A 22,589-nucleotide genomic window follows, 5' to 3' on the forward strand; every position below is an offset into this window, starting at 1 on the left:
ATATCGTTATCCTAAACTTAATCCATCGGGTGCTGAAACCGTATTTTTGGCCGTATCTGTTTTCGATTTTTTACCGTCAATAAATGACCAGCTGTTTAACATTTGAATGGCATGGTGCGCGGTTAAATCAAACTGAACTGGGACAATTGATGCATAATGATTTTCCAGTGCCCAAACATCAGTATCTTCTCCCTTATCAAAGTTCTGAAAAACACCCGTTAACCAGTAATAAGGTCTTTTGTAAGGATCAACTCTTTCTTCAAATTCTTCCGCCCATTTTGCATTTGCCTGGCGGCAGATTTTAATTCCTTTTATTTCGGCTCCATTTGGAAAGTTTACATTCAGCAAAGTTCCATCAGGCAAACCATGTTCCAAAACCTGCTCGCAAATGTTTTTAATGTATTTTTTACAGTGGCTAAAATCAGCATCTGCTCCAAAATCGTCTAAAGAAAAACCAATAGATGGAATTTTCTCAATGGCACCTTCTACCGCTGCAGACATGGTGCCCGAATAAATTACATTAATGGAATTATTTAAGCCGTGGTTAATTCCTGAAACGCATAAATCTGGCTTTTTACCCTTAAAAATTTTATTGACTGCAATTTTAACACAATCTACAGGAGTGCCACTGCATTTGTACATTTCAACACCACTGTAAAGATCTACTTTATCAAAACGGATGGGCTTACCAATGGTTATTGCGTGCCCCATGCCACTTTGCGGACTATCCGGCGCAACCACTACAACATTACCTAATTCCTGCATCACCTCCATCAGGTTTTTTATGCCCGTTGCCGTTATTCCATCATCATTTACAACTAAAATATTGGGTTTTGTGCTTTGCTTTGTCATAGGGGTAAAAATACGGAATATAAGCTTGCTAATGTAAAAATGGATGGAGATTTTCTATTTAAAATTAATTAAAGCTTTAGAGGTATCAACTATAAAAAATATTATATTTGATTACTAACTTCAAATAAAAACTATGAAAACCAAACAAAAAGAAACTCTTTCGAGAGAAGAAATGAAAAACATCCAGGGTGGCGGAACGCGTTATTATTGCTTATGCAATAACGGAACCACAATTAATGGCGCTGTTTCTGAAACCATGATTGACGATGTGGACAGAATTTGTGGCGATGCTGGTGGCGAATGCTTTACACGTTAGTAAACCAATCCTGCCGCCTGTTATGGGATGGCAGGATTGCAATAGTTTTTTAAAAGAATACCAGAAAACCACTTTTATTACTTCATAAATTATATGTTTAAATTAACAACACTGGCAGGTATAATTTGCTTTACCTGCTTTTTATCGCATGCTCAAACCTCCTATCAATGGAAAACGGGCACATCGGGCGGTTACAACTACAAATATGTAACAAACGATCCCACAAAATCGCGTTTTTACACGTTAAAAAATGGGCTTACAGTTATTTTATCGCAAAATAATAAGGAACCAAAAATTGTGTATAAAATGGCCGTTCGTGCCGGAAGTAATACCGACCCAAGAACAAATACTGGATTGGCGCATTACCTGGAACATCTTTTATTTAAAGGCACGGATAAGTTTGGCTCTTTAAATTATGCAAAAGAGAAACCTTTACTTGACAAAATAGAAGCCCTTTACGAAGTTTACAATAAAACCACCGATCCGGCAAAACGTAAAGAGATTTATAAAGAAATCGATAAAACTTCTGGTGAAGCATCCAATTATTCTATTGCAAACGAATATGATAAGATGATGAAATCTATAGGAAGTGAGCAAACCAATGCCCATACTTCTGTAGAAGAAACCGTATACGAAGAAGATCTTCCTTCAAATGCCATCGATAAATTTTTAGCGGTTCAGGCAGAGCGTTTCCGCGCACCTGTTTTCCGTATTTTCCATACCGAATTAGAAGCGGTGTATGAAGAAAAAAACAGAGGATTGGATGATGATAACCGCAAAGTTTATGAAGCCAGGTTAAGGGCTTTATTTCCTACCCACAATTATGGGCAGCAAACCACTATTGGTACGATTGAGCATTTAAAAAATCCATCTTTGGTTGAAATCAGAAAGTATTACAACAAATATTATGTGCCAAATAACATGGCCCTAATTATGTCGGGTGATATTAATTATGATAATCTGATCAAAAAAATCGATAAAGATTTTGCATACATGGTTCCAAAACCATTTGCTTTGTATAATCCGGCACCAGAGAAGCCATTAACACAGATCCAAAAAGTTGATGTATATGGCCCAAGTGCAGAAAGTGTTAATATTTCTTATCGTGGCTTTGCTCAAAACTCTCACCAGAGCTTATTGCTTGATTTGATTAGCAGTATTTTATCAAATGGCAAAGCAGGTTTGCTTGACATTAATTTAAACAAACAACAAAAGGTATTAAGGTCAAGTGCAGGTTACGGTCAGTTTAAAGATTATGGCTTCTTTATCGCTTCGGCTTCGCCAAAAACAGGTCAGAGTTTGGAAGAAGCTCAAAAATTATTGCTTGAACAAATAGACCTGATTAAAAAAGGTGATTTTGATGAGAGCTTAATTAAAGCAACAGTTGCCAACACTAAATTAAGCGAACTCGAGGCTTACGACAATAATGATGTTAGAGCAGATGCAACCATGACAGCCTTTATCCAGAACAGAGGTACTGAATGGGATAAAAGCTTATCATCAACCGATGCTATGGCTAAAATAACCAAAAAAGAGATTGTTGATTTTGCCAACAAGTTCTTCATTGATAACTATGTTGTAATTTTTAAACATAAAGGTGAGGATAAAAGCATCACTAAAGTAGAAAAACCAGCCATTACTGCTGTAAAAACTAATGTAAACGAGGTTTCTCCATTTACTAAATCTATTATTGACAGTAAAGTTACCCCGATTGCACCTAAATTTTTAGATTATGCAAAAGATTTAAATTTTGGTAAAGCCGGCATTGCTGATGTAGTTACAGTTAAAAACACAGAAAACAGTATTTTCCGTATGAGCTACCGTTTTGAAAAGGGTTCTTATAACTACAGGCTATTGCCTTATGCCTCTCAATATTTAACTTTTTTAAGCACAGATAAATATACTGCTGAAGAAATTAGTAAGGCTTTTTATAATATTGCCTGCTCTTATAGCATTAATGTGGGTACCGATGCAACAACCATATCTGTAAGCGGTTTACAAGAAAATTTTGATAAAGCGGTTGCTTTAGTTGAACATGTTTTAGCCAATTGTAAACCAAATGAAAAAGCACTTGAAGATTTAAAAGGCCGACTTTTAAAAGCAAGGGAAAACAATAAATTAAACAAAGGCGCTATTATGAGCGGTTTAATGAGTTATGCACAGTATGGTGCTGATAATCCATCTAACTACGGTTTAACAAATGATGAGATTAAAAACATGAAATCTGCTGATTTAATTTACCTTTTGCAAAACTTAACCAATTACAAACATACCATTACTTATTATGGCCCTAAAGATTTAGAAACTTTTGCTGCAGATATTACGAAAGTGCATGCGTTACCAAAGGAGTTTACCCCGGAGGCACCGATGAAAAAATTTACTTATACCACTACGGATGCCAACAAAGTTTACTTTGCGGATTACGATATGGTACAGGCAGAAATTCGTTGGGTACGTAATTCAGGGTTGTACGATGCAGCAAATGCAGCAAAAGTAGATTTATTCAACAACTATTTTGGTGGCGGCATGGGATCGATTGTTTTCCAAACCATTCGCGAATCTAAAGCCTTAGCTTATTCTACGTTCGCTTTTTATTCTACCCCAAATAGTAAAGAAAAAGAAAATACGGTTGTAGCTTATGTTGGTACACAGGCAGACAAAATGAATGATGCTGTTGTAGGCATGAATGAATTATTAACGACTTTACCCGAGTCTGATAAATCATTTAACTTATCAAAAGGCAATAGTTTAAACGGCCTTGAAACCTCTCGTATTACAAAAGACGGCATTATTTATTCTTATTTGGCGGATAAAAAATTAGGGTTTGATCATGACTCCAGAATTGATCTTTACACCAACTTAAAGCCATTAAATTTTGCTGATATTAAAACCTTCCATCAAACTAACTTATCAGGAAAAGCTTATAATTATTGTATTGTAGCTTCTGACAAGAAAGTTAGTACAGCCGATTTAGAAAAATATGGCGCGGTTACTAAATTAACTTTAGAACAAATTTTTGGATATTAAGTAGGTTTAAAATTTTGTTGCTTATTTATAAACAGCGTTTCGATAATAAATCGGGACGCTGTTTTATTTTAATGCATATAGGAAACTTACCTCTTTCTTTTTTCTAAAAAGAACTTTGGTTATAGTAGCCTCGCCAAAATATCTTTTATAGAGAATTTAGCTGCGCATACAAATTCATCAGCCGCACCGTAATACATTGTAACTTCATCGCCATTAACAATATGCCCGTTGGTAAAAACCACCTGACCAAAAAAACCATTAAGTTCGTATGTTTCTGTTGGTACCATAATAGGTTCAGTAGTCTGTCCGATTATTTTGTAAGGATTTTCCAAATCCATTAAAAAGGCACCCAAACCGTATACCTGTTTTTCATCTGCGCCATGGTAAATGGCCAGCCAGCCAGCTTCTGTTTTAATAGGTGCGGCACCGGCTCCTACCCGGGCGCTATCCCAGCTATTTTTTCTTGTTTTGATTAAACAATGGTGTTTACCCCAATAAATTCCATCGGGAGATTCGGCAATCCAAATATAATTACCACCTAAACCCACACTACTGGGGCGATGCAATGCGTAAAATTTACCATTTATTTTTTCTTCAAAAATGGCACAATCTTTATTATGTGGAGGAATGATCATTCCGTGTTTTTCAAAAGTTTTCCAGTCTTTTGTAGTGCGCATTCCAACACCTACACCATGAGAAGATACTGCCGTATAGGTTAAATAATAGGTATCATCTATTTGGGCAACCCTGCAATCTTCTATCCCAAACGCTTCATCAGGTCCCTCTCCTTTCAAAATGGGGTAATCAGTAAGTGGTTTAAAGTTTATTCCATCCTCACTACAAACCAAGCGCAAATGCGATAAAGTGGTTAAATAATCATTCCCTTTATAATTAATAACTCTTGGATCCGTTTCAACCAGATCAGCACTATCTTTCTTAATTTCTATAATCTGTATTTCATCATCTTTTAAAACCGGAAAAGAAATAAAGCCAGGCTTTTGCTTAGGGCGTTCTGCAACTCTAATAAGCAACCAGGTTTTACCTTGAAAGGTAAACGCACCAGGATTTAATAAACAGGCAATTTCTAAGTTAGGCACACTGGGCACTAAATCTGCTGGTTTTAATATCGGATTTTCCGAAAAACGTTTCACAAGGTTGCCCATGATGTTTGAATTATTTTTTTAAACTAAACAGGCAGCCAAAAATTGACTGCCTGTTCTTATATTTAGTGGCATAAACCTATAAAGAATTAATCCATTTCACCAGTTCATCACGGCCTTTACCTGTTTTTTGCTGTAACTTCCCTAACAATTCATCATCTTTACCTTCTTCGTGTTTTAAATCATCATCCGTTAAATCTGCATAAGCCTGTTTAACTTTTCCTTTAATCTCGTTCCACTTTCCTTTTAATTCTAACTTATCCATTGTTATATTTTTAAATTAATAATGTGTTTGTAAATACAACAACGCTCTTCTGATTATTGTTTCAAATTTCTAAAACGATATAAAATATTAACTGCTAATTCTAATCTTTTAAAAACCAGGCCAATTTGTATTGCTTACAAACGCTCTGCCCATACAGTTTTGTATCATTAAACGCTATTTGATTAAAAGCCTGTATTGTCATATTAACCTCATGTATATCTTTTTTTTTCGTTACATTGTATTATCATTTACGAACAAACAAATTCATTTACTAAAAAAAAATTTGATGAAAAAACTACTCTTATGTTTTGTGCTGTATTGCTTTGCAATGGCACAAGCTTTCTCGCAAGAAAGGGTTATTAGCGGAAAGGTAACATCAAGTAATGCTGAGCCTATACCTGGGGTTAGTATTTATTTGAAAGGTTCTCCGTCTGTTGGAACTCAAACAGACGCTACAGGAAAGTATAAATTAACTGTCCCAAGTGACTCAAAAATGCTCGTTTTTAGCTTTATAGGCTATAAAAGTAAAGAGGTTGCAATTAATGGAACAACAATTAATACAATTTTAGAAGAGGATAATAAAACTTTATCTGATGTGGTTGTTGTAGGTTATGGTTCTCAGATCAAACGTGATGTAACCGGAGCCATATCTCAGGTTAAAGCAAAAGATCTTGAAAACTTACCAGTAACCAGCTTTGAATCAGCCCTACAAGGGAAAGCTGCAGGTGTTATGATTTCTTCTGAAGGGGGTAAATTAGGGCAGGGCATAAATGTTAGGATACGCGGTGCAGCATCTGTAACAGCTGGTAGTGCACCCCTTTACATTGTAGATGGAATTCCAATTACCGCTGCTGATTTGTCTGGTACTACCGCGGCAACAAATTCTTTAGCTGATATTAATACAAACGACATTGAATCTATTGAGGTTTTAAAAGACGCGGCATCGTCAGCAATTTATGGAGCAAGAGCATCAAATGGGGTTGTAATTATTACCACAAAACAAGGTAAAATTGGCAAAACAGCCATTAATTTTAGCGCATTAGGCGGAATTAGTTCTCCTTCAAACCATCGTAAATTTTTAAACGCTCAAGAGTTTGTGCAAATTATACGAAGAGCTGGTGTAGGAGCCGCTAATCAAGATTTTTTATTGACTGATGAATATGCTACTTTACAGGAAGCGCTCGACGATTATAACGGCATTGTAGAAAATCGACTAAAAAGATATTCAGCTGGTAATACGGATTATCAAACTTACAAAGTAAATACAGATTGGGAAGCAGCTGCTTTTGCGGATAAACCAGTTAATCAACAATATGATTTAAATTTTACAGGCGGTAACGAAAAAACTAAATTTTATATTGGCGGACAGGCTTTAGACCAAAAGGGCATTTTAATTGGAAACTCTTATAAAAGGTATAGTGGCAGATTAAATTTAACCAATAAAGTAACCGATTATATAGAGGTTGGTGTAAATTTAAATTTCTCTAACAGTATTAATAACCGTTTATCTAATGACAATGCTTTTTCAAACCCATTACAGGGAGTTGCATTATCGCCGATTACACCTTTTATAGATCCGAGAACAGGATTAATTAGCGGGAGTTTACCTGGAGAAGCCTCTAACTATCCTTTATATTATAACCCCCAGCTTTCTGTTGGCAATTCATTTTACCAGGCAACTGTTTACCGTACAATTGGTAAGGCATTTGCGAACATTAACCTGGCGAAAGGTTTAAAATTCAGCACTGATTTTTCTGTTGATAACCTAAACCAAAATGAAGAAAGTTATTATGGTTCTTTAACCTTTAAAAATACCGGAACCCCAAATGGAGATGGCCAAAACATTTCAACATTTGTAATGAATACCAACACAAATAATTTTTTCAGCTACAATACCAACATTGGAGAAAAAAGCAAATTTGATGCAGCTTTAGGTACCAGTTATCAAAAATCGACCACAAAATACAGCACTATAGAAGCCACTGATTTTCCAAGTGACGCATATAAAAAATTAGGTAGTGGTGCTACAAAGGTTATTGCATCTTCAAATGAAAATGCATTTAGTTTTCTTTCTTATTTTTTCAGGGCTAATTATAAATACAACGATAAGTATTTAGCTGGCTTCAGCATCAGGGCTGATGGGTCATCAAGGTTTGGTGCAAATCATAAGTATGGTTATTTCCCTGCAGGATCATTAGGATGGATCTTATCAGAAGAAGATTTCTTAAAAAGTAATGAAACCGTTAGCTTATTAAAATTAAGGGTAAGTTATGGTTTAACGGGTAACGCAGAAATTGGAAATTATGCAGCAAGAGGTTTATATAGTGGTGATGCTGCTTATGGTGGTATTCCAGGACAGATTCCAAATCGAATTGCAAACCCTGATTTAACTTGGGAAAAGACCAAACAACTGGACATTGGTTTAGATTTCGGAATTTTGAAAAATCGTATTACGGGTACTTTGGACTACTACCAGAAAAAAACCACTGATCTTTTGTTAGATGTTCCTGTACCGCAGACCAGTGGCTTCTCTATAAAAACACAAAATTTAGGTAAGCTAACCAATTCAGGTTTCGAAATTGGAATTAACAGCGAAAACTTAACAGGCAGCCTTAAATGGTCTACCTCTTTTACTGCTGCCATAAACAATAACAAAATAACAGATTTGGGCGGCCAGCTATTAAACACCAATGAAATTAATGCAGCAAGCGCAGGACAACCAATTGGTGCATTTTATGTTCCGGAATATGCAGGTGTAAATCCTGCAAATGGTGATGCCATTTACTATTTGAATACGGTTGATGAAAATGGTAATATAAATCGAGGCACCACCAATGATATTAATCAGGCGCAAAGAATTTTTGCCGGCAATCCTAACCCAAAATATACATTTGGGTTAAATAATACTTTGTCTTTTAAAAATTTTGATTTAAACATATTTTTCCAGGGTGTACAAGGCAATAAAATCTTTAATTCTGCTGGCCAATACATGAGCGCAAATGCATCTAATGGTTATGATAATCAAACCGTAGATCAAATGTCGTACTGGGATAAACCTGGCGATATTACAATGGTTCCAGAGCCGCGGTTAGGTTATGGAAATGGAACCGGTAATTCAACCCGATATCTTTCAAGCGGTTCTTATATCCGTTTAAAGACTTTAACATTGGGTTATACTTTACCTGTAACCGCTTTAAGTAAAATTAAATTAACCAAACTTAGAATTTTTGCCTCAGCTCAAAACTTAGCAACTATTACTGGCTATAAAGGATGGGATCCGGAGGTAAATGCGGATTATCAATCGACAAATATTAATCAAGGCGTGGATTTTTATACTGCTCCGCAGCCAAGGGTAATTTCAATCGGCATTAATATTGGTTTATAATTTAGACAGAAAGAACATCATGAAAAAGACATATATATACAACTTTATTATAGCTTGCCTGCTGTTGGGAACAACCTCATCTTGCAAAAAAGCACTTGATATACAACCCAAAGATACTATAGAAAAGGGATCGGCATTACTAACCTCAAAAGATGTTGAGGCTGCATTAACAGGTTCTTATTCTGACTTGGGCAACAGAAATCTTTACGGGGGCCGTCCTTTTTTAATGGCCGATTTTTTAGCGAATACTAATGCTATAGATTGGACAGGTACATACCAGGAATTAACCCAAACGATTAATAAATCTCTATTAAAATCTAACGTTTTTGTAGATAATGTTTGGGCCCAAGGTTATAAGACGATTAATGACGTTAATAATGTTTTAAATGCGATTGACAAGGTAGATGCGACAAAAAAAGATCGCGTAGAAGGTGAAGCTAAATTTATCAGGGGGGCTGTTTACTTTGATTTGGTTCGGTTATTTGCAAAGGCTTATAATGATGGAAGCCCAACAACTAATTTGGGTGTACCTATCGTATTAACCCCAACTGATGTTATATCTGAAGCTTCTTATGTAAAAAGAGCTACTGTTGCAGCAGTTTATCAACAGGCCATTACCGACTTAACCGAGGCCGAGGCAAAATTACCGGCGACAAATGGCTTTTTTGCAACAAAATATGCTGCCGCTGCAATGTTAGCCAGATTATACCTACAAATGGGTAATTTTAGCGCCGCGGCAAGTGCCGCAGATCGAGTTATATCTTCTAACAAATATACACTCGCCTCAACTTTTCTTGGAGCCTTCCCCCCGTTAACAGGCAAACCTGGAGTGAACACGACTGAAGATGTTTTTGCAATGCAAGTAACTACCTTAACTGGTTTTAATGGCTATAATGAGTTTTACGGATCATCTACATACGGTGGAAGAGGTGAAGCCGCAATAGCTCAAGACTGGATTGATGCAACTTATACTACCGATGACGACAGGATCAATAGTTTCTATGAAGATGGGGACATTTATACGTCTAAATTTGGAAATTTATATGGTAATGTTTCTATTATCAGGCTGGCCGAAATGTATTTAATTCGTGCCGAATGCAATCAGCGTTTAGCTCCTGCTACTCCTATTGGCGGCCAAACAGCTTTACAGGATCTTGCAGTTGTAAGAACCAGAGCAGGCTTAACGACAACAACTGCTACACTTGCTGATATACTAAAAGAGCGAAAATTAGAACTTTCTTTTGAAGGCTTCTCTCTGCACGATGCTAAAAGAACCCAGACCAATATTGGCAATATCGCCTGGAATGATAATGCATTGGTTTTCCCAATACCACAGCGGGAAATGGATGCAAACAAAAGTTTAGTGCAAAACCCTGGTTATTAATATAATTTAGGAGCAAAAAACGCCCCCGAAATTCGGGGGCGTTTTTTGTATAATTCTAAAATCAGACCTAAAGTTTCTTCGAAGCAGCTATAATTTCTTCAACAACCGCAGGGTCTAACAAAGTTGATGTATCTCCTAAATTAGAGGTATCACCTTCCGCTATTTTGCGTAAAATACGACGCATAATCTTCCCTGAACGCGTTTTAGGTAAACCAGAAACAAATAATATTTTATCTGGCTTGGCAATTGCTCCAATTACACGGGTAACCGTTTGTAAAATATCTTTTTTAGACAATTCAGCTTCGCCATGCATCTCGGGGTAAATTACAAAAGCATAAATTCCCTGTCCTTTTACATCGTGGGGATAGCCTACCACAGCGCTCTCCACTACACCAGCATGCATATTAATGGCATTTTCTACCTCGGCCGTTCCAATTCGGTGCCCTGATACATTTAATACATCATCTACCCGACCGGTAATTCTATAATATCCATCTTCATCACGAAGACAACCATCACCCGTAAAATATAAATTTGGATAGGCCGAAAAGTAGGTTTGCTTGCAACGCTCATGATCGCCATAAGTGGTCCGCAACATACCTGGCCATGGGAATTTTATGCATAAATTTCCACTTATACCATTACCCTTTAGTTCATTTCCATTTTCATCTACTAAAATGGGCTGAATACCTGGCAATGGCAGTGTTGCATAACCTGGCTTTGTTGGCGTTACCGTAGCAATTGGTGAAATCATAATCCCACCTGTTTCCGTTTGCCACCATGTATCTACAATTGGAGCTTTGCTACCTCCAATTTTTTCATCAAACCAATGCCATGCTTCTTCATTTATTGGCTCTCCTACTGATCCTAAAACACGGATGGTACTTAAATCCTTTCCATTCAATGGATCTTCGCCAAAACTCATTAAAGAACGAATTGCTGTTGGTGCCGTATATAATGTATTTACCTTATGTTTCTCTACAATATCCCAAAAACGTGAAGGACTTGGGTAGGTCGGAATTCCTTCAAATAATACCGATGTTGCACCCTGCGACAAAGGGCCATAAACAATGTACGAATGGCCTGTAATCCATCCAATATCTGCTGTACAGAAATACACTTCTCCAGGTTGATAATTAAATACATTAGCGAACGTATAACCCGCATAAACCATGTAGCCACCACAGGTATGAACTACGCCTTTAGGTTTACCTGTAGAGCCGGAAGTGTATAAAATGAATAATAAATCTTCGGCATCCATTTCTTCGGCTTCACAAATGTTATTTACGTGTTTCACCTCATCTTCCCACCAAACATCCCGACCTTTTAACATCGAAACCGGTGTGCGTATATGGGTTAAAACAATGCATTTTGATACTGTTGGACAACCAATTAAAGCATCATCAATTACATCTTTTAAAGGGATTTGTTTATTTCCACGGTATGCTCCGTCAGCGGTAATAACCAGTTTGCATTCAGCATCATTAATTCTATCAGCAATGGATTTGGCCGAAAAACCACCAAAAACGACAGAATGTACCGCACCAATGCGTGCACAAGCCAACACAGCAATGGCCAATTCGGGTACCATAGGCATATAAATGCAAATCCGATCGCCTTTTTTAGCGCCATTTCTTTTTAAAACATTCGCAAAGCGACAAACACGCTCATGCAGCATTTTATAGGTAAGGGTTACGCTTTCTTCTTCAGGATTGTTGGGCTCCCAAATGATGGCCGGTTTATCTCCATCTTTTGCTAAATGCCGGTCTAAACAATTCTCGGTGATATTCAGCTTCGCGCCTTCAAACCACTTAATATTGGGTTCTTCAAAATTCCATGATAATACTTTATACCACGGTTTACGCCATTGAAAGTTTTGTGCTACTTCTCCCCAGAATTGTTCAGGGTTATCTACGCTTTTTCTATAATCTTCTTCGTATTGCTTAAAAGATGTAATTTGCATTGCTCGTTTATATGTTTTGGATTAGTAGCTGCTAATTTAAATAATTATTGAGGGAATAAGACGGTTAAATTGTATCAAATGTATTTCACGCATAAAAAAGATCAGTTATATTTTTATATTTGAGTATGAAAACATACGCCTTATATGCTGCATTAGTCCTGTCGGGATTAACAGCAAACCACACATTTGCATCTGTAAAAGATGTTAAACCCTTTATAGCCATTGATTCTACTCAGGAGGCAGGTTACAAGGTAATTAACCAATCTGCGGGGATTGAAACTATAAAAATACGCAAAATCAAAAAGGGCGGAAACATACTTTATATCACGCTTGGAAATAAGAAACAAGATGTATTAAACAATCATGTTGCCTCAAATGGCATTTCCGGAAAATCGTTATCAGAACAAGAGAGAGATCGAGTTGGCCCTTTATTGGACAAAATAGACATATTAAATGGCGGATACGATGATATTAAAATTGATAAATTGAATGCCGATCAAAATGTATACACTATAAAAAATATTAACTTTCCATTAAGATTAAGTATGAAATCAGGTAAAGAGTTGATTGAATTTGAAATAAAAGAGCCTGGACGTTGGGATGTAAATATTAATTACAAAAATAATTAAGCAACTCTTGTCTTTTACAATTATTATTCAGATATTTGCACACTCTTAAAAAAATTAAGTAGCGATATTAACAACTATATATACAAGTCATGTCAAGAGTTTGTGATTTAACAGGAAAAATGGCGATGAAAGGTAATAATGTTTCTCACTCGAACGTTAAAACCAAGCGCAAATTTTATCCTAACTTAAAACTTCAGAAATTTTATATCCCTGAAGAGGACCGTTGGATTACGTTGAAAGTTTCAACTTCAGCGATAAAAACCATTAACAAAGTGGGTATTAGCGAAGCGATTAGTCGTTTTGTAAAAAAAGGATTTTTGTAAAAAACATTAACTGTTGAGATTAACAGTTTAAATTTATATTAAAATGGCAAAAAAAGGTAACAGAGTTCAGGTTATTTTAGAATGTACTGAGCATAAAGAAAGTGGCATGCCAGGTATGTCTAGATATATTTCGACTAAAAACCGTAAAAACACTACCGAAAGATTAGAATTGAAAAAATTCAATCCGGTATTGAGAAAAGTAACCGTACATAAAGAAATAAAATAATTGAATGATAGATTGAATGATCGAGTTTTAAAATTCTTTCGTTCTGAAATTCTCTAATTCGATCATTTAAAATTTAAAATATCATGGCAAAGAAAGTAGTTGCAACCCTTAAAACCGGAACTGGTAAAGAATATTCGAAAGTAATTACAATGGTTAAATCACCTAAAACTGGTGCTTATTCATTCAAAGAACTTATCGTTCATAACGACCACGTTAAAGATGCTATCGCATCTAAATAAGGTTAATATTTTTTAATATTGAAAATATTAAAAGCCGTTCCGCATTAACCGGAAGGGCTTTTTTTGTTATATAAAATTTAGATATGGGCTTATTCGATTTTTTCAAAAAGAAAGAGGTTGCACCTGAAGCTCAGGAAGCACTGGATAAAGGTTTGGAAAAAACCAAAGATGGTTTTTTTAATAAAATTACTAAAGCTGTCGCCGGAAAATCTTCTGTTGATGATGAGGTACTCGATAATCTGGAGGAAGTTTTAGTCACTTCTGACGTTGGTGTAAGCACTACCTTAAAAATTATTAAGCGGATTGAAGAGCGTGTAGCCCGAGATAAATATCTTTCAACTTCTGAGTTGAACTTTATATTACGTGATGAAATCCAGTTATTACTTTCTGAAAATAACAGCAACGATTTTCGTCAGTTTGAATATGGCGACCATAAACCCTATGTAATTATGGTGGTTGGCGTAAATGGTGTTGGCAAAACCACTACCATTGGAAAGCTGGCCCACAAATTAAAGGAAGCAAATTTAAAAGTTGTTTTGGGTGCTGCCGATACTTTCAGAGCGGCGGCTGTAGACCAGATTAAACTTTGGGGAGAAAGAGTTGGTGTAAGGGTTGTGGCACAAGCCATGGGATCAGATCCGGCTTCAGTAGCTTTCGATACTTTACAATCGGCCGTAGCTAATGGCGAAGATGTAGTGATTATAGATACAGCAGGGCGCTTACACAATAAAATTGGTTTGATGAACGAGCTTGGTAAAATTAAGCAGGTGATGCAAAAGGTTGTACCCAATGCACCACACGAAATTTTACTGGTACTGGATGCGTCTACCGGGCAAAATGCTTTTGAACAGTGCAAACAATTTACCGAAGCAACAGATGTAAATGCTTTAGCCATTACCAAATTAGATGGTACAGCAAAAGGTGGTGTTGTAATTGGTATTTCTGACCAGTTTAAAATTCCTGTAAAATACATTGGTGTAGGCGAGAAAATTAACGACTTACAGCTTTTTGATAAAAAGGAATTTGTAAACAGCCTTTTTAAATAATAGACAGATTAAGTGTAAAAGATGAATACTAAAATAGTAAAAAACAAAGTTGCAGTTAAACAGCCTAAAATCAATGTAATTACATTAGGTTGCTCTAAAAATATTTACGACTCGGAAGTGCTGATGGGTCAACTGCGTGGGAACAGCTTAAACGTTGTACACGAGGCTGACAAAGTGGGTAAAGACGACATTGTAGTCATTAATACCTGCGGCTTTATTGATAACGCTAAACAAGAATCTATCGATACTATTTTACAGTACAGCGAACTTAAAGAAGCTGGTAAAGTAGGCAAAGTAATTGTTACCGGATGTTTATCTGAACGTTACAAACCAGAGTTACAATCTGAAATTACAAACGTTGATGCTTTTTTTGGCACCAACGATTTACAAAATATACTGCACGAATTAGGTGCAAATTACAAACATGAGTTAATAGGCGAACGCTTGTTAACTACACCATCTCATTTTGCCTATTTTAAAATCGCTGAAGGCTGCAACCGCCCTTGTTCTTTCTGTGCCATTCCCTTAATGCGTGGTAAGCACTTAAGCAAGCCAATGGAAGAATTGGTTAACGAAGCTAAAATTTTAGCTAAAAACGGCACGAAGGAACTGATTTTAATTGCGCAAGACCTTACCTATTATGGCCTTGATCTTTACGGAGTTCGCAAATTAGACGAATTAATGCGCCGTTTATCCGATGTACCGGGTATTGAGTGGATTCGTTTACAGTACGCCTACCCTTCTGGTTTTCCGATGGAAATTTTAGATGCCATGAACGAGCGTGACAACATTTGTAAATACCTGGATATGCCACTGCAACACATTACAGATAATATGCTGAAATCAATGCGTCGCGGTACAACGAAACAGAAAACTATTGATTTGGTGAATCAAATCAGGGATAAAGTTCCGAATATAGCCATGCGTACGACATTAATTTGTGGTTACCCGGGCGAAACCCAGCACGATTTTGAAGAAATGAAACAATGGGTTGAAGATACAAAGTTTGACCGTTTAGGCTGTTTCACTTATTCTCACGAGGAAAAAACACATGCCCATACTTTAACAGATGATGTGCCTGATGAAGTAAAACAACAGCGCGTTGATGATATTATGGAAATACAGCAAGGGATTTCTTTTGATATTAACCAGGAAAAAGTTGGTAAAACATTTAAGGTACTGATCGATAAAAAGGAAGGCGATTTCTTTGTTGGACGTACAGAATTTGATTCTCCTGAAGTAGATAATGAAGTTTTGATTGATGCGGCTACGGGATACGCCGCTAATGGTAGCTTTGTAAATGTTAAAATAGACAGGGCTGAAGATTTCGATTTATACGGAAAAATTGTTTAAAAATAAATCCTTTAAAAAATCCTGGAAGATATCCTTTCAGGATTTTTTTTTGCTCAAAAAAACAGCAACCACTGTTTATTATAAAATTGCCTTTATTTTTTAATATAATCTGTAGCGTATTTTTAATTCGTTCGGTTAGCATAATAAAACTAAATATGAAAAAATCCTAATTACACTTGCGGTATTGTTTATTATAAAATTAAGTTGCGAAAATTGAAGGAGGTGGACTATTTGTCTGTTCAACTGCTGTCGATATTTCTCTCAGCTTGATAATCAAAAGCAGTACCGAGGGCTTATTTACTAATTCTGCAACTGCAGGCCTTTACGGCAAAGACCAGATAAAACTTTACTCAAATTAGCTTTACTATAAATCAAGGTTCTAACGCATTAGTATTGCTCACCGACTTCATTGCTGCTGTTATTCATTAATATGTAACAAGGTACCTTGTTATGCATCATAGTATAAAAGTTATTTATGAAAAATGAACTCTTACTTACAATCAGCTTTTGTTTATTTTCTATAACCTGTTGGTCGCAAACTGAAAAATTGCTTACGGATAACCCGCTCAAAAATAACTTAGATATGGCAGTTCAAGTGGCGGCATCTGATTATATGGCTGATCCGGGAACCATTGGTCTTTCAATCGCCATTTATAAAAATGGCAGCAGTTTTATGTACAATTATGGAAAATCAAAAAAAGGGACAGCCCAACTTATCAAGTCCAATCAACTCTTTAATTTAGGCTCAGTAGCTAAAACATTTATTGGAATCATGCTTGCGGAAGCTGTGATACAAAAAAAAGCAAATTTGAAAGATGACATCCGTAAATTTCTACCGGGAAAGTATCCGAATTTACAATACGAAGGCCACCCTGTTAGGTTGATTGACATAGCTAATCATACGTCTGGCTTACCAAAGTCGTCTCGAAATTTTTCTGCGAAAATTATGGACAGTATAAAAAACATCAGCCTTCCTAAACAGCTTGATTTTTTTGCCAAGTACAACCAAGATACTTTAATGAAAGATATGCATAATTTTAAGCTTAATACTATACCTGGTAAAAAATACGAATATAACGGCAACGCTATGACCATCCTTATTCTTTTACTTGAACGCATATACCATCAACCCTATGAACAGTTAGTCACAAATTACCTTAAAACTCATCTTGGCCTTTATGATACAAGAACTAAAATTCCAGTGAATCAATTAAGCCGCTTCATTCAAGGCTACAAAGATTCTACACACCCAGTACAATGGTATGATCTTACAATTAACAAAACAGATGATATTAATACAAATCTTTTTTACCCGGGAGGACCAAGCATGAATTCAACAATGTCGGATATGCTAAAATATGTAATAGCAAATGTAAAAGAGACCGATCCAGCTATTAAATTATCACATAACAATACTTTTAGCCAATCAGACAGTACTGGTGTAGGCTTAAGTTGGATGATCAAAAATAATAATGGAAACCGATTACTTTATCATAGTGGGCGTACTGGTATCGGATTTAGCACACTTTGCATGGCCTACCCTGAGGAACAGATAGGAATCATGATACTTGTTAATGATAACCTTAGTCAAGACAACGTTTCAATATTAGCAGACAAGATTAAAACTGCCCTATCAAAATGATGAGTTTTCTTTCAGGTTTTTTTTTTGCTAATAAACAGCAACCAACTGTTTATTAAAAAATTGCCTTTATTTTTTTAATAAAATCTGTAGCGTATTCCTAAATTAGTTCGTTTAGCATAATAAAACTAAACATGAAAAAAATCCTAATTACACTCGCAGTATTGTTTATCATTAACTTAGGTTGCAAAAAAATAGAGGGAGGTGGATTATGTGCCTGTTCTCCTGCTGTGGGGCCTTCTCTTAGCTTGACAATCAAAAGCAGCACCGAGGCTGATTTACTGAATTCTACTACTGCAGGCTTTTATGGTAAAGACCAGATAAAACTTTATTCAAAAGATGCAAATAATGTAGTTAAGCAGATTAGTTTTACGATAAACCAACCTTTTACGTATACAAACGACCTAAAGGTTACTTACTATCAACTTCACTCTTACGAAATCGCTTCGCTATCCAAAAATATTGATAATACCTTTTATTTGAAACTTGGGGATGATAAAATTTATGAGCTTAATTTGAAGGTAACCAGTTCTTTGGTTGAAAAATTACTAATTAATAAAACGGAGGCCCCTAAAGAATTTCCAAATGTTACTGCTTCATTTCTTAGTAGCATGTATTCCTTAAAAATCTAAATTAATCGTTGCATTAATTTTTATAGAATCTGATGCAAACAAAAAACCCCGATAGTTTTGCTATCGGGGTTTTTTGTTTTTATTTTTTCTCAGCAGGTCTGTTTTTAATCTGGCTTGCTTTTAACCAAATTTTTGCACCTTTTTTATTAACATAATACTTTTCGTTTTTACTGTTAATATAAACATCAGATCCATCTGGTGCCATTTTACCTTTATATACTTTATCCGCTACTTTTGAAGCACCTTTTACAGCAACTTCAGCTGTTTTTTTTCCAACTTTATCAGCAGTTTTACCTATGGCCTGGCCTGCTTTTTCAACACCACTTTTTTTCTCTTGTGCGTTAACACTCAGGGTTAAACCACCAACCAAAGCTAATGTCAATAACCCAAAAACAAATTTCTTTTTCATAATAGCTATTATATAATTTCTATAACAACGATTGAAGATTGTTTTTGTTTTTGAACTGATATAAGTTTTTAACAAAAATAATACAAAGTAATTTTTGGGCGCAAAAACGATACTTAAAAAATAACTATCGCCTGTTTAACAATTAAATATGCCGCCAGTACAAAAAGAAAAATTGCAATTGATTTATTGATTAAAAGACTGCTTAAAGCAAACTTTTCTTGTATGTATTTTGCAAAGTGACCATATAAATACAGTGCACCTGCTGAACCAACTCCTGATCCTAAAGCGAAAATAACCAACGATAAGTAATCCGTTTCTATCCATTGATGCAGAATAACATAATTACCAAAAAACAACCAGAAAGGAATTTGAACCGGATTAAGCACCCCTAAAATTAACCCGTACAATACACTTCCGCTACGCTTATCTTCTTTATCATTTGTTTTTGGCGTTTTTTTACGGTTTCTCCAGGTTATGGTACCCATTACCAGGAACATAACAATCATAAAACAATCTACCAAAGTGCTTAATCTTACATCGCTAACAGCTTCGTTCGGATTAATATCGCTCATGGCCCAACGGGCAAAACGCATCATTCCAAATGTAAAAAACACTTCTACAATAGAAAACGATAAAATAAAATACCATACCTGGCGCATGCCACGGTTAATGGCGAGTTTGGCTACTGTTAAGTTAATATTCCCCGGAGGGATATAACCCATGGCGTTGAGAACGATGCCAATGAAAAACGTTAGAAAAAGCATTGTCTAAATTATGGATTTATATTCAAATGAGTAGCTAAATATTTTCCGGTGTAAGAATTTTTCTGTTTTACCAGGTCTTCAGGAACACCTTCAAAAACAAGTTGTCCACCACCATCCCCCCCTTCAGGGCCAATGTCAATTACCCAATCGGCACATTTAATCATATCCATATTATGCTCAATTACTAAAATGGTATTTCCCTGTTCAATTAAGGTATTCAATGCTTTCAATAATTTTTTAATATCATGAAAATGCAAACCTGTTGTTGGTTCATCAAAAATGAACATGGTTTTATTGGCATTGTTACCTTTTATTAAGAATGATGCCAGCTTAATTCTTTGCGCCTCGCCACCTGATAATGTATTGGAAGATTGTCCAAGGTGAACATAACCTAAACCTACATCAACTAATGGATTCAGCTTATTGAGGATTTTTTGTTCATCTTTAAAGAAATCAACCGCCTCATCAATGGTCATATCCAAAATTTCTGAAACATTTTTTTCTTTATAGGTAACGTCTAAAACCTGTTGTTTAAACCGTTTACCACCGCATGCTTCGCAAGGCAAATAAATATCTGCCATAAACTGCATTTCAATCTTAACTTCCCCCTCACCCTGGCAAACATCGCAACGGCCACCCTCTACGTTAAAAGAAAATGCTGCCGGCTTTAAGCCCGCGGCCTTGGCTGCAGGAAGAGCTGAAAATAAAGCCCTGATATCATCCCAGGCTTTTACATAAGTTACCGGATTTGAACGGCTGGAACGGCCAATAGGATTCTGATCAACCATTTCCACTGCACTTACCAGATCGTAATTACCAAAAATCCCGTCGTAAGCCCCGGTTTGCTCTCCGGCATAATTTCCAATTGCTTTTTGTAAAGCCGGATACAATATTTTTTTCACCAAACTGGTTTTTCCTGATCCAGAAACCCCGCTTACCGCGGTAAAAACACCCAAAGGAAATTTGACATCAATGTTTTGGAGGTTATTTTCTCTTGCCCCTTTAATTAAAACATGATCTTTCCATTTACGGCGTTTCTCCGGAATGGCTATTTTTTCTAAACCAGATAAATATCGGCCGGTAAGGCTATTCTTATCTTTTAAAATCTCTTCATAATGTCCGCTAAAAACAAGATTTCCACCGTGTGTACCTGCTTCCGGGCCAATATCAATAATATAATCAGCAGCACGCATCATTTCTTCTTCGTGCTCCACAACTAAAACAGTATTACCTACGTTTCTTAATGATAATAACACTTCAATCAGCTTATTCGTATCACGTGGATGCAAACCAATACTGGGTTCGTCTAACACGTAGATAGAACCTACCAAACTACTTCCTAATGATGTAGCTAAGTTGATCCTTTGCGATTCTCCCCCTGATAAAGTATTCGACAGCCTGTTTAAGGTTAAGTAGCCTAAGCCTACATTGTTTAAATAAAGAAACCGGTTATCAATTTCTGCCAGTAAACGCTTAGCAATTTTTGCATCGTTTGCATTTAGTTTTAAATCATTAAAAAAACCTAAAGCTTTTGATAAAGGCATTAAAACAACGTCGATAATCGATTTTTCAGCTATTTTAACATAAGATGCATCTTTACGCAAACGAGATCCTTTACAATCCGGACATACCGTTTTGCCTCTGTAACGCGATAACATTACACGGTATTGGATTTTATAGGTTTGCTCTTCCAGTTCTTTAAAAAACGCATCTAATCCGGCAAAATATTTATTTCCTGTCCAAAGTAATTTTTGTTCCTTTTCTGTTAACTGGCTGTATGCACGGTGAATTGGAAAATCAAATTTGGAAGAGGCCTTGATAAAATTCTGCAACCAAACACTCATCTTTTCGCCCCGCCAGGGCGCTATTGCATTGTCGTAAACACTTTTACTTTTATCAGGAACTACAAGATCCTCATCAATGCCGATTACATTGCCATAACCTTCGCATCGTTTACACGCTCCATATGGATTGTTAAAAGAAAAGAAATTAGGTGTTGGCTCTTCAAAACGGATTCCATCCAGTTCAAAGCGATCGCTAAAATGCTTGGTTTTACCTTGTGCTTCTACATAACAGTCGCCCTTACCCTCAAAAAAGGCAGTTTGAGCAGAGTCAGCTAAGCGACTTAAGGTTTCTTCTTCCTGGTTAACTACAATTCTGTCTATCAGGATTTGAACAGTCTCGTGGTCCGTCAATTCTGCATCTTTAAAGTCAGCATCATCCAAAACCGTTTCTATTTTTTCAATTTTATTTTTAATCAGCACCCTTAAAAAACCTTTCTGCAATAAAATGGCAAGTTCTTCTTTAATTGTGCGGTTGTTGTGCGGATATAAAGGGCAGAAGAGAGTTACCGTAGTATCTTCGGGCATTGCGCTTACATAATCAACAACTGTTGTAACCGAATCTTTTTTAACCTCTTTACCCGAAACCGGAGAAATGGTTTTGCCAATACGGGAAAACAACAACTTTAAATAGTCGTAAATTTCTGTTGAGGTACCAACCGTAGAGCGCGGGTTAGACGTAATTACCTTTTGTTCGATTGCAATTGCCGGAGCTATACCTTTTATATAATCAACATCCGGTTTGTTCATTCTACCCATAAACTGTCGGGCATAAGCAGATAAACTTTCTACATAACGGCGTTGTCCTTCCGCATAAAGTGTATCGAATGCCAGAGAAGATTTTCCTGACCCCGACATACCCGTTACCACTACTAATTTATTTTTTGGAATAGCAACATCTATATTTTTTAGGTTGTGCACTCGGGCACCTTTTATAATAATATTTTTATGCGGATCTTTTTCGGCTTCTTTTTTGCTCATGTATTTATTAATATATGAAATATAACCCGGGAAGTATATTTTGGGTTTTTAAAACATACAAAAATAAGGTACTGAGACGGTTTATTTATTTTTTAACATTTTATTTTTTGTTTTTTGATAAAAAAAACACTTTCTTTGAATATCAACCCTCTCAA

At 36.1% G+C, this 22,589-nt stretch carries 19 protein-coding genes; 12 read left to right on the top strand and 7 right to left on the bottom strand.

All coding sequences use genetic code 11. From position 1 onward, the window contains the following. Positions 1–6: 6 nt before the first annotated feature. On the bottom strand, positions 7–852 hold the full coding sequence (surE, locus tag R2Q77_RS12590; RefSeq protein WP_316804074.1) for a 5'/3'-nucleotidase SurE: 846 nt from the start codon (positions 850–852) through the stop codon (positions 7–9). Positions 853–985: 133 nt separating this feature from the next. On the opposite strand from surE, the gene R2Q77_RS12595 reads away from it, so the two are divergent. Then, positions 986–1,168 carry a hypothetical protein gene (locus R2Q77_RS12595; RefSeq protein ID WP_316804075.1) on the top strand — a complete coding sequence of 61 codons (183 nt, stop codon included), beginning with the start codon at positions 986–988 and terminating at the stop codon, positions 1,166–1,168. A gap of 93 nt (positions 1,169–1,261) precedes the next feature. Next, positions 1,262–4,195: a M16 family metallopeptidase gene (locus tag R2Q77_RS12600; RefSeq protein WP_316804076.1), complete on the top strand. Its 2,934-nt coding sequence runs from the start codon at positions 1,262–1,264 to the stop codon at positions 4,193–4,195. A 119-nt stretch (positions 4,196–4,314) separates the two neighbouring features. On the opposite strand, the gene R2Q77_RS12605 is transcribed toward R2Q77_RS12600, so the two are convergent. Further along, positions 4,315–5,358: a glycoside hydrolase family 130 protein gene (locus R2Q77_RS12605; protein WP_316804077.1), complete on the bottom strand. Its 1,044-nt coding sequence runs from the start codon at positions 5,356–5,358 to the stop codon at positions 4,315–4,317. 76 nt (positions 5,359–5,434) lie between these two features. Beyond that, positions 5,435–5,620: a CsbD family protein gene (locus R2Q77_RS12610; protein ID WP_316804078.1), complete on the bottom strand. Its 186-nt coding sequence runs from the start codon at positions 5,618–5,620 to the stop codon at positions 5,435–5,437. 286 nt (positions 5,621–5,906) lie between these two features. Between R2Q77_RS12610 and R2Q77_RS12615 the strand changes: the two genes are divergently transcribed. Both R2Q77_RS12615 and R2Q77_RS12620 read left to right on the top strand, forming a co-directional pair. Further along, positions 5,907–9,005 carry a TonB-dependent receptor gene (locus R2Q77_RS12615; RefSeq protein WP_316804079.1) on the top strand — a complete coding sequence of 1,033 codons (3,099 nt, stop codon included), beginning with the start codon at positions 5,907–5,909 and terminating at the stop codon, positions 9,003–9,005. A 19-nt stretch (positions 9,006–9,024) separates the two neighbouring features. Continuing rightward, complete coding sequence (locus R2Q77_RS12620) at positions 9,025–10,389, top strand: RagB/SusD family nutrient uptake outer membrane protein (RefSeq protein WP_316804080.1); 1,365 nt, start codon at positions 9,025–9,027, stop codon at positions 10,387–10,389. 67 nt (positions 10,390–10,456) lie between these two features. On the opposite strand, the gene acs is transcribed toward R2Q77_RS12620, so the two are convergent. Next, complete coding sequence (acs, locus tag R2Q77_RS12625) at positions 10,457–12,352, bottom strand: acetate--CoA ligase (RefSeq protein ID WP_316804081.1); 1,896 nt, start codon at positions 12,350–12,352, stop codon at positions 10,457–10,459. Positions 12,353–12,477: 125 nt separating this feature from the next. Between acs and R2Q77_RS12630 the strand changes: the two genes are divergently transcribed. The 8 genes from R2Q77_RS12630 (at position 12,478) to R2Q77_RS12665 (ending at position 18,439) form a co-directional block, all read left to right on the top strand. After that, complete coding sequence (locus R2Q77_RS12630; protein WP_316804082.1) at positions 12,478–12,981, top strand: hypothetical protein; 504 nt, start codon at positions 12,478–12,480, stop codon at positions 12,979–12,981. An 89-nt stretch (positions 12,982–13,070) separates the two neighbouring features. After that, the gene (gene rpmB / locus R2Q77_RS12635; RefSeq protein ID WP_131535406.1) at positions 13,071–13,304 is read left to right on the top strand and encodes a 50S ribosomal protein L28; all 234 of its coding nucleotides are present in this window, start codon (positions 13,071–13,073) and stop codon (positions 13,302–13,304) included. Positions 13,305–13,347: 43 nt separating this feature from the next. After that, positions 13,348–13,530: a 50S ribosomal protein L33 gene (gene rpmG, locus R2Q77_RS12640; protein WP_010599807.1), complete on the top strand. Its 183-nt coding sequence runs from the start codon at positions 13,348–13,350 to the stop codon at positions 13,528–13,530. Positions 13,531–13,613: 83 nt separating this feature from the next. Continuing rightward, positions 13,614–13,769 (top strand): DUF4295 domain-containing protein, encoded by a 156-nt coding sequence (locus R2Q77_RS12645; RefSeq protein ID WP_010599808.1) that lies wholly within the window; start codon positions 13,614–13,616, stop codon positions 13,767–13,769. A gap of 83 nt (positions 13,770–13,852) precedes the next feature. Then, on the top strand, positions 13,853–14,815 hold the full coding sequence (ftsY, locus tag R2Q77_RS12650; protein ID WP_316804083.1) for a signal recognition particle-docking protein FtsY: 963 nt from the start codon (positions 13,853–13,855) through the stop codon (positions 14,813–14,815). A gap of 21 nt (positions 14,816–14,836) precedes the next feature. Continuing rightward, a complete protein-coding gene (gene rimO, locus R2Q77_RS12655) occupies positions 14,837–16,168 on the top strand; it encodes a 30S ribosomal protein S12 methylthiotransferase RimO (RefSeq protein WP_316804084.1) in 1,332 nt (443 codons plus the stop codon). 475 nt (positions 16,169–16,643) lie between these two features. Further along, on the top strand, positions 16,644–17,810 hold the full coding sequence (locus R2Q77_RS12660; RefSeq protein WP_316804085.1) for a serine hydrolase domain-containing protein: 1,167 nt from the start codon (positions 16,644–16,646) through the stop codon (positions 17,808–17,810). Between the two features lie 131 nt (positions 17,811–17,941). Next, on the top strand, positions 17,942–18,439 hold the full coding sequence (locus tag R2Q77_RS12665; protein ID WP_316804086.1) for a hypothetical protein: 498 nt from the start codon (positions 17,942–17,944) through the stop codon (positions 18,437–18,439). A 79-nt stretch (positions 18,440–18,518) separates the two neighbouring features. On the opposite strand, the gene R2Q77_RS12670 is transcribed toward R2Q77_RS12665, so the two are convergent. The 3 genes from R2Q77_RS12670 to uvrA all read right to left on the bottom strand — a co-directional run bounded on the left by R2Q77_RS12670 (position 18,519) and on the right by uvrA (position 22,434). Then, positions 18,519–18,848, bottom strand: coding sequence for a hypothetical protein (locus R2Q77_RS12670; RefSeq protein ID WP_316804087.1), 330 nt, complete (start codon positions 18,846–18,848; stop codon positions 18,519–18,521). Between the two features lie 113 nt (positions 18,849–18,961). Continuing rightward, the gene (locus R2Q77_RS12675; RefSeq protein ID WP_316804088.1) at positions 18,962–19,612 is read right to left on the bottom strand and encodes a LysE family transporter; all 651 of its coding nucleotides are present in this window, start codon (positions 19,610–19,612) and stop codon (positions 18,962–18,964) included. Positions 19,613–19,620: 8 nt separating this feature from the next. Continuing rightward, entirely contained in the window at positions 19,621–22,434 is a 2,814-nt protein-coding gene (uvrA, locus tag R2Q77_RS12680; protein ID WP_316804089.1) for an excinuclease ABC subunit UvrA, read from the bottom strand. Positions 22,435–22,589 lie beyond the last annotated feature (155 nt).

Origin of the sequence: Pedobacter nototheniae, assembly GCF_032678625.1 — a bacterium.
GTDB lineage: Bacteria > Bacteroidota > Bacteroidia > Sphingobacteriales > Sphingobacteriaceae > Pedobacter > Pedobacter nototheniae_A.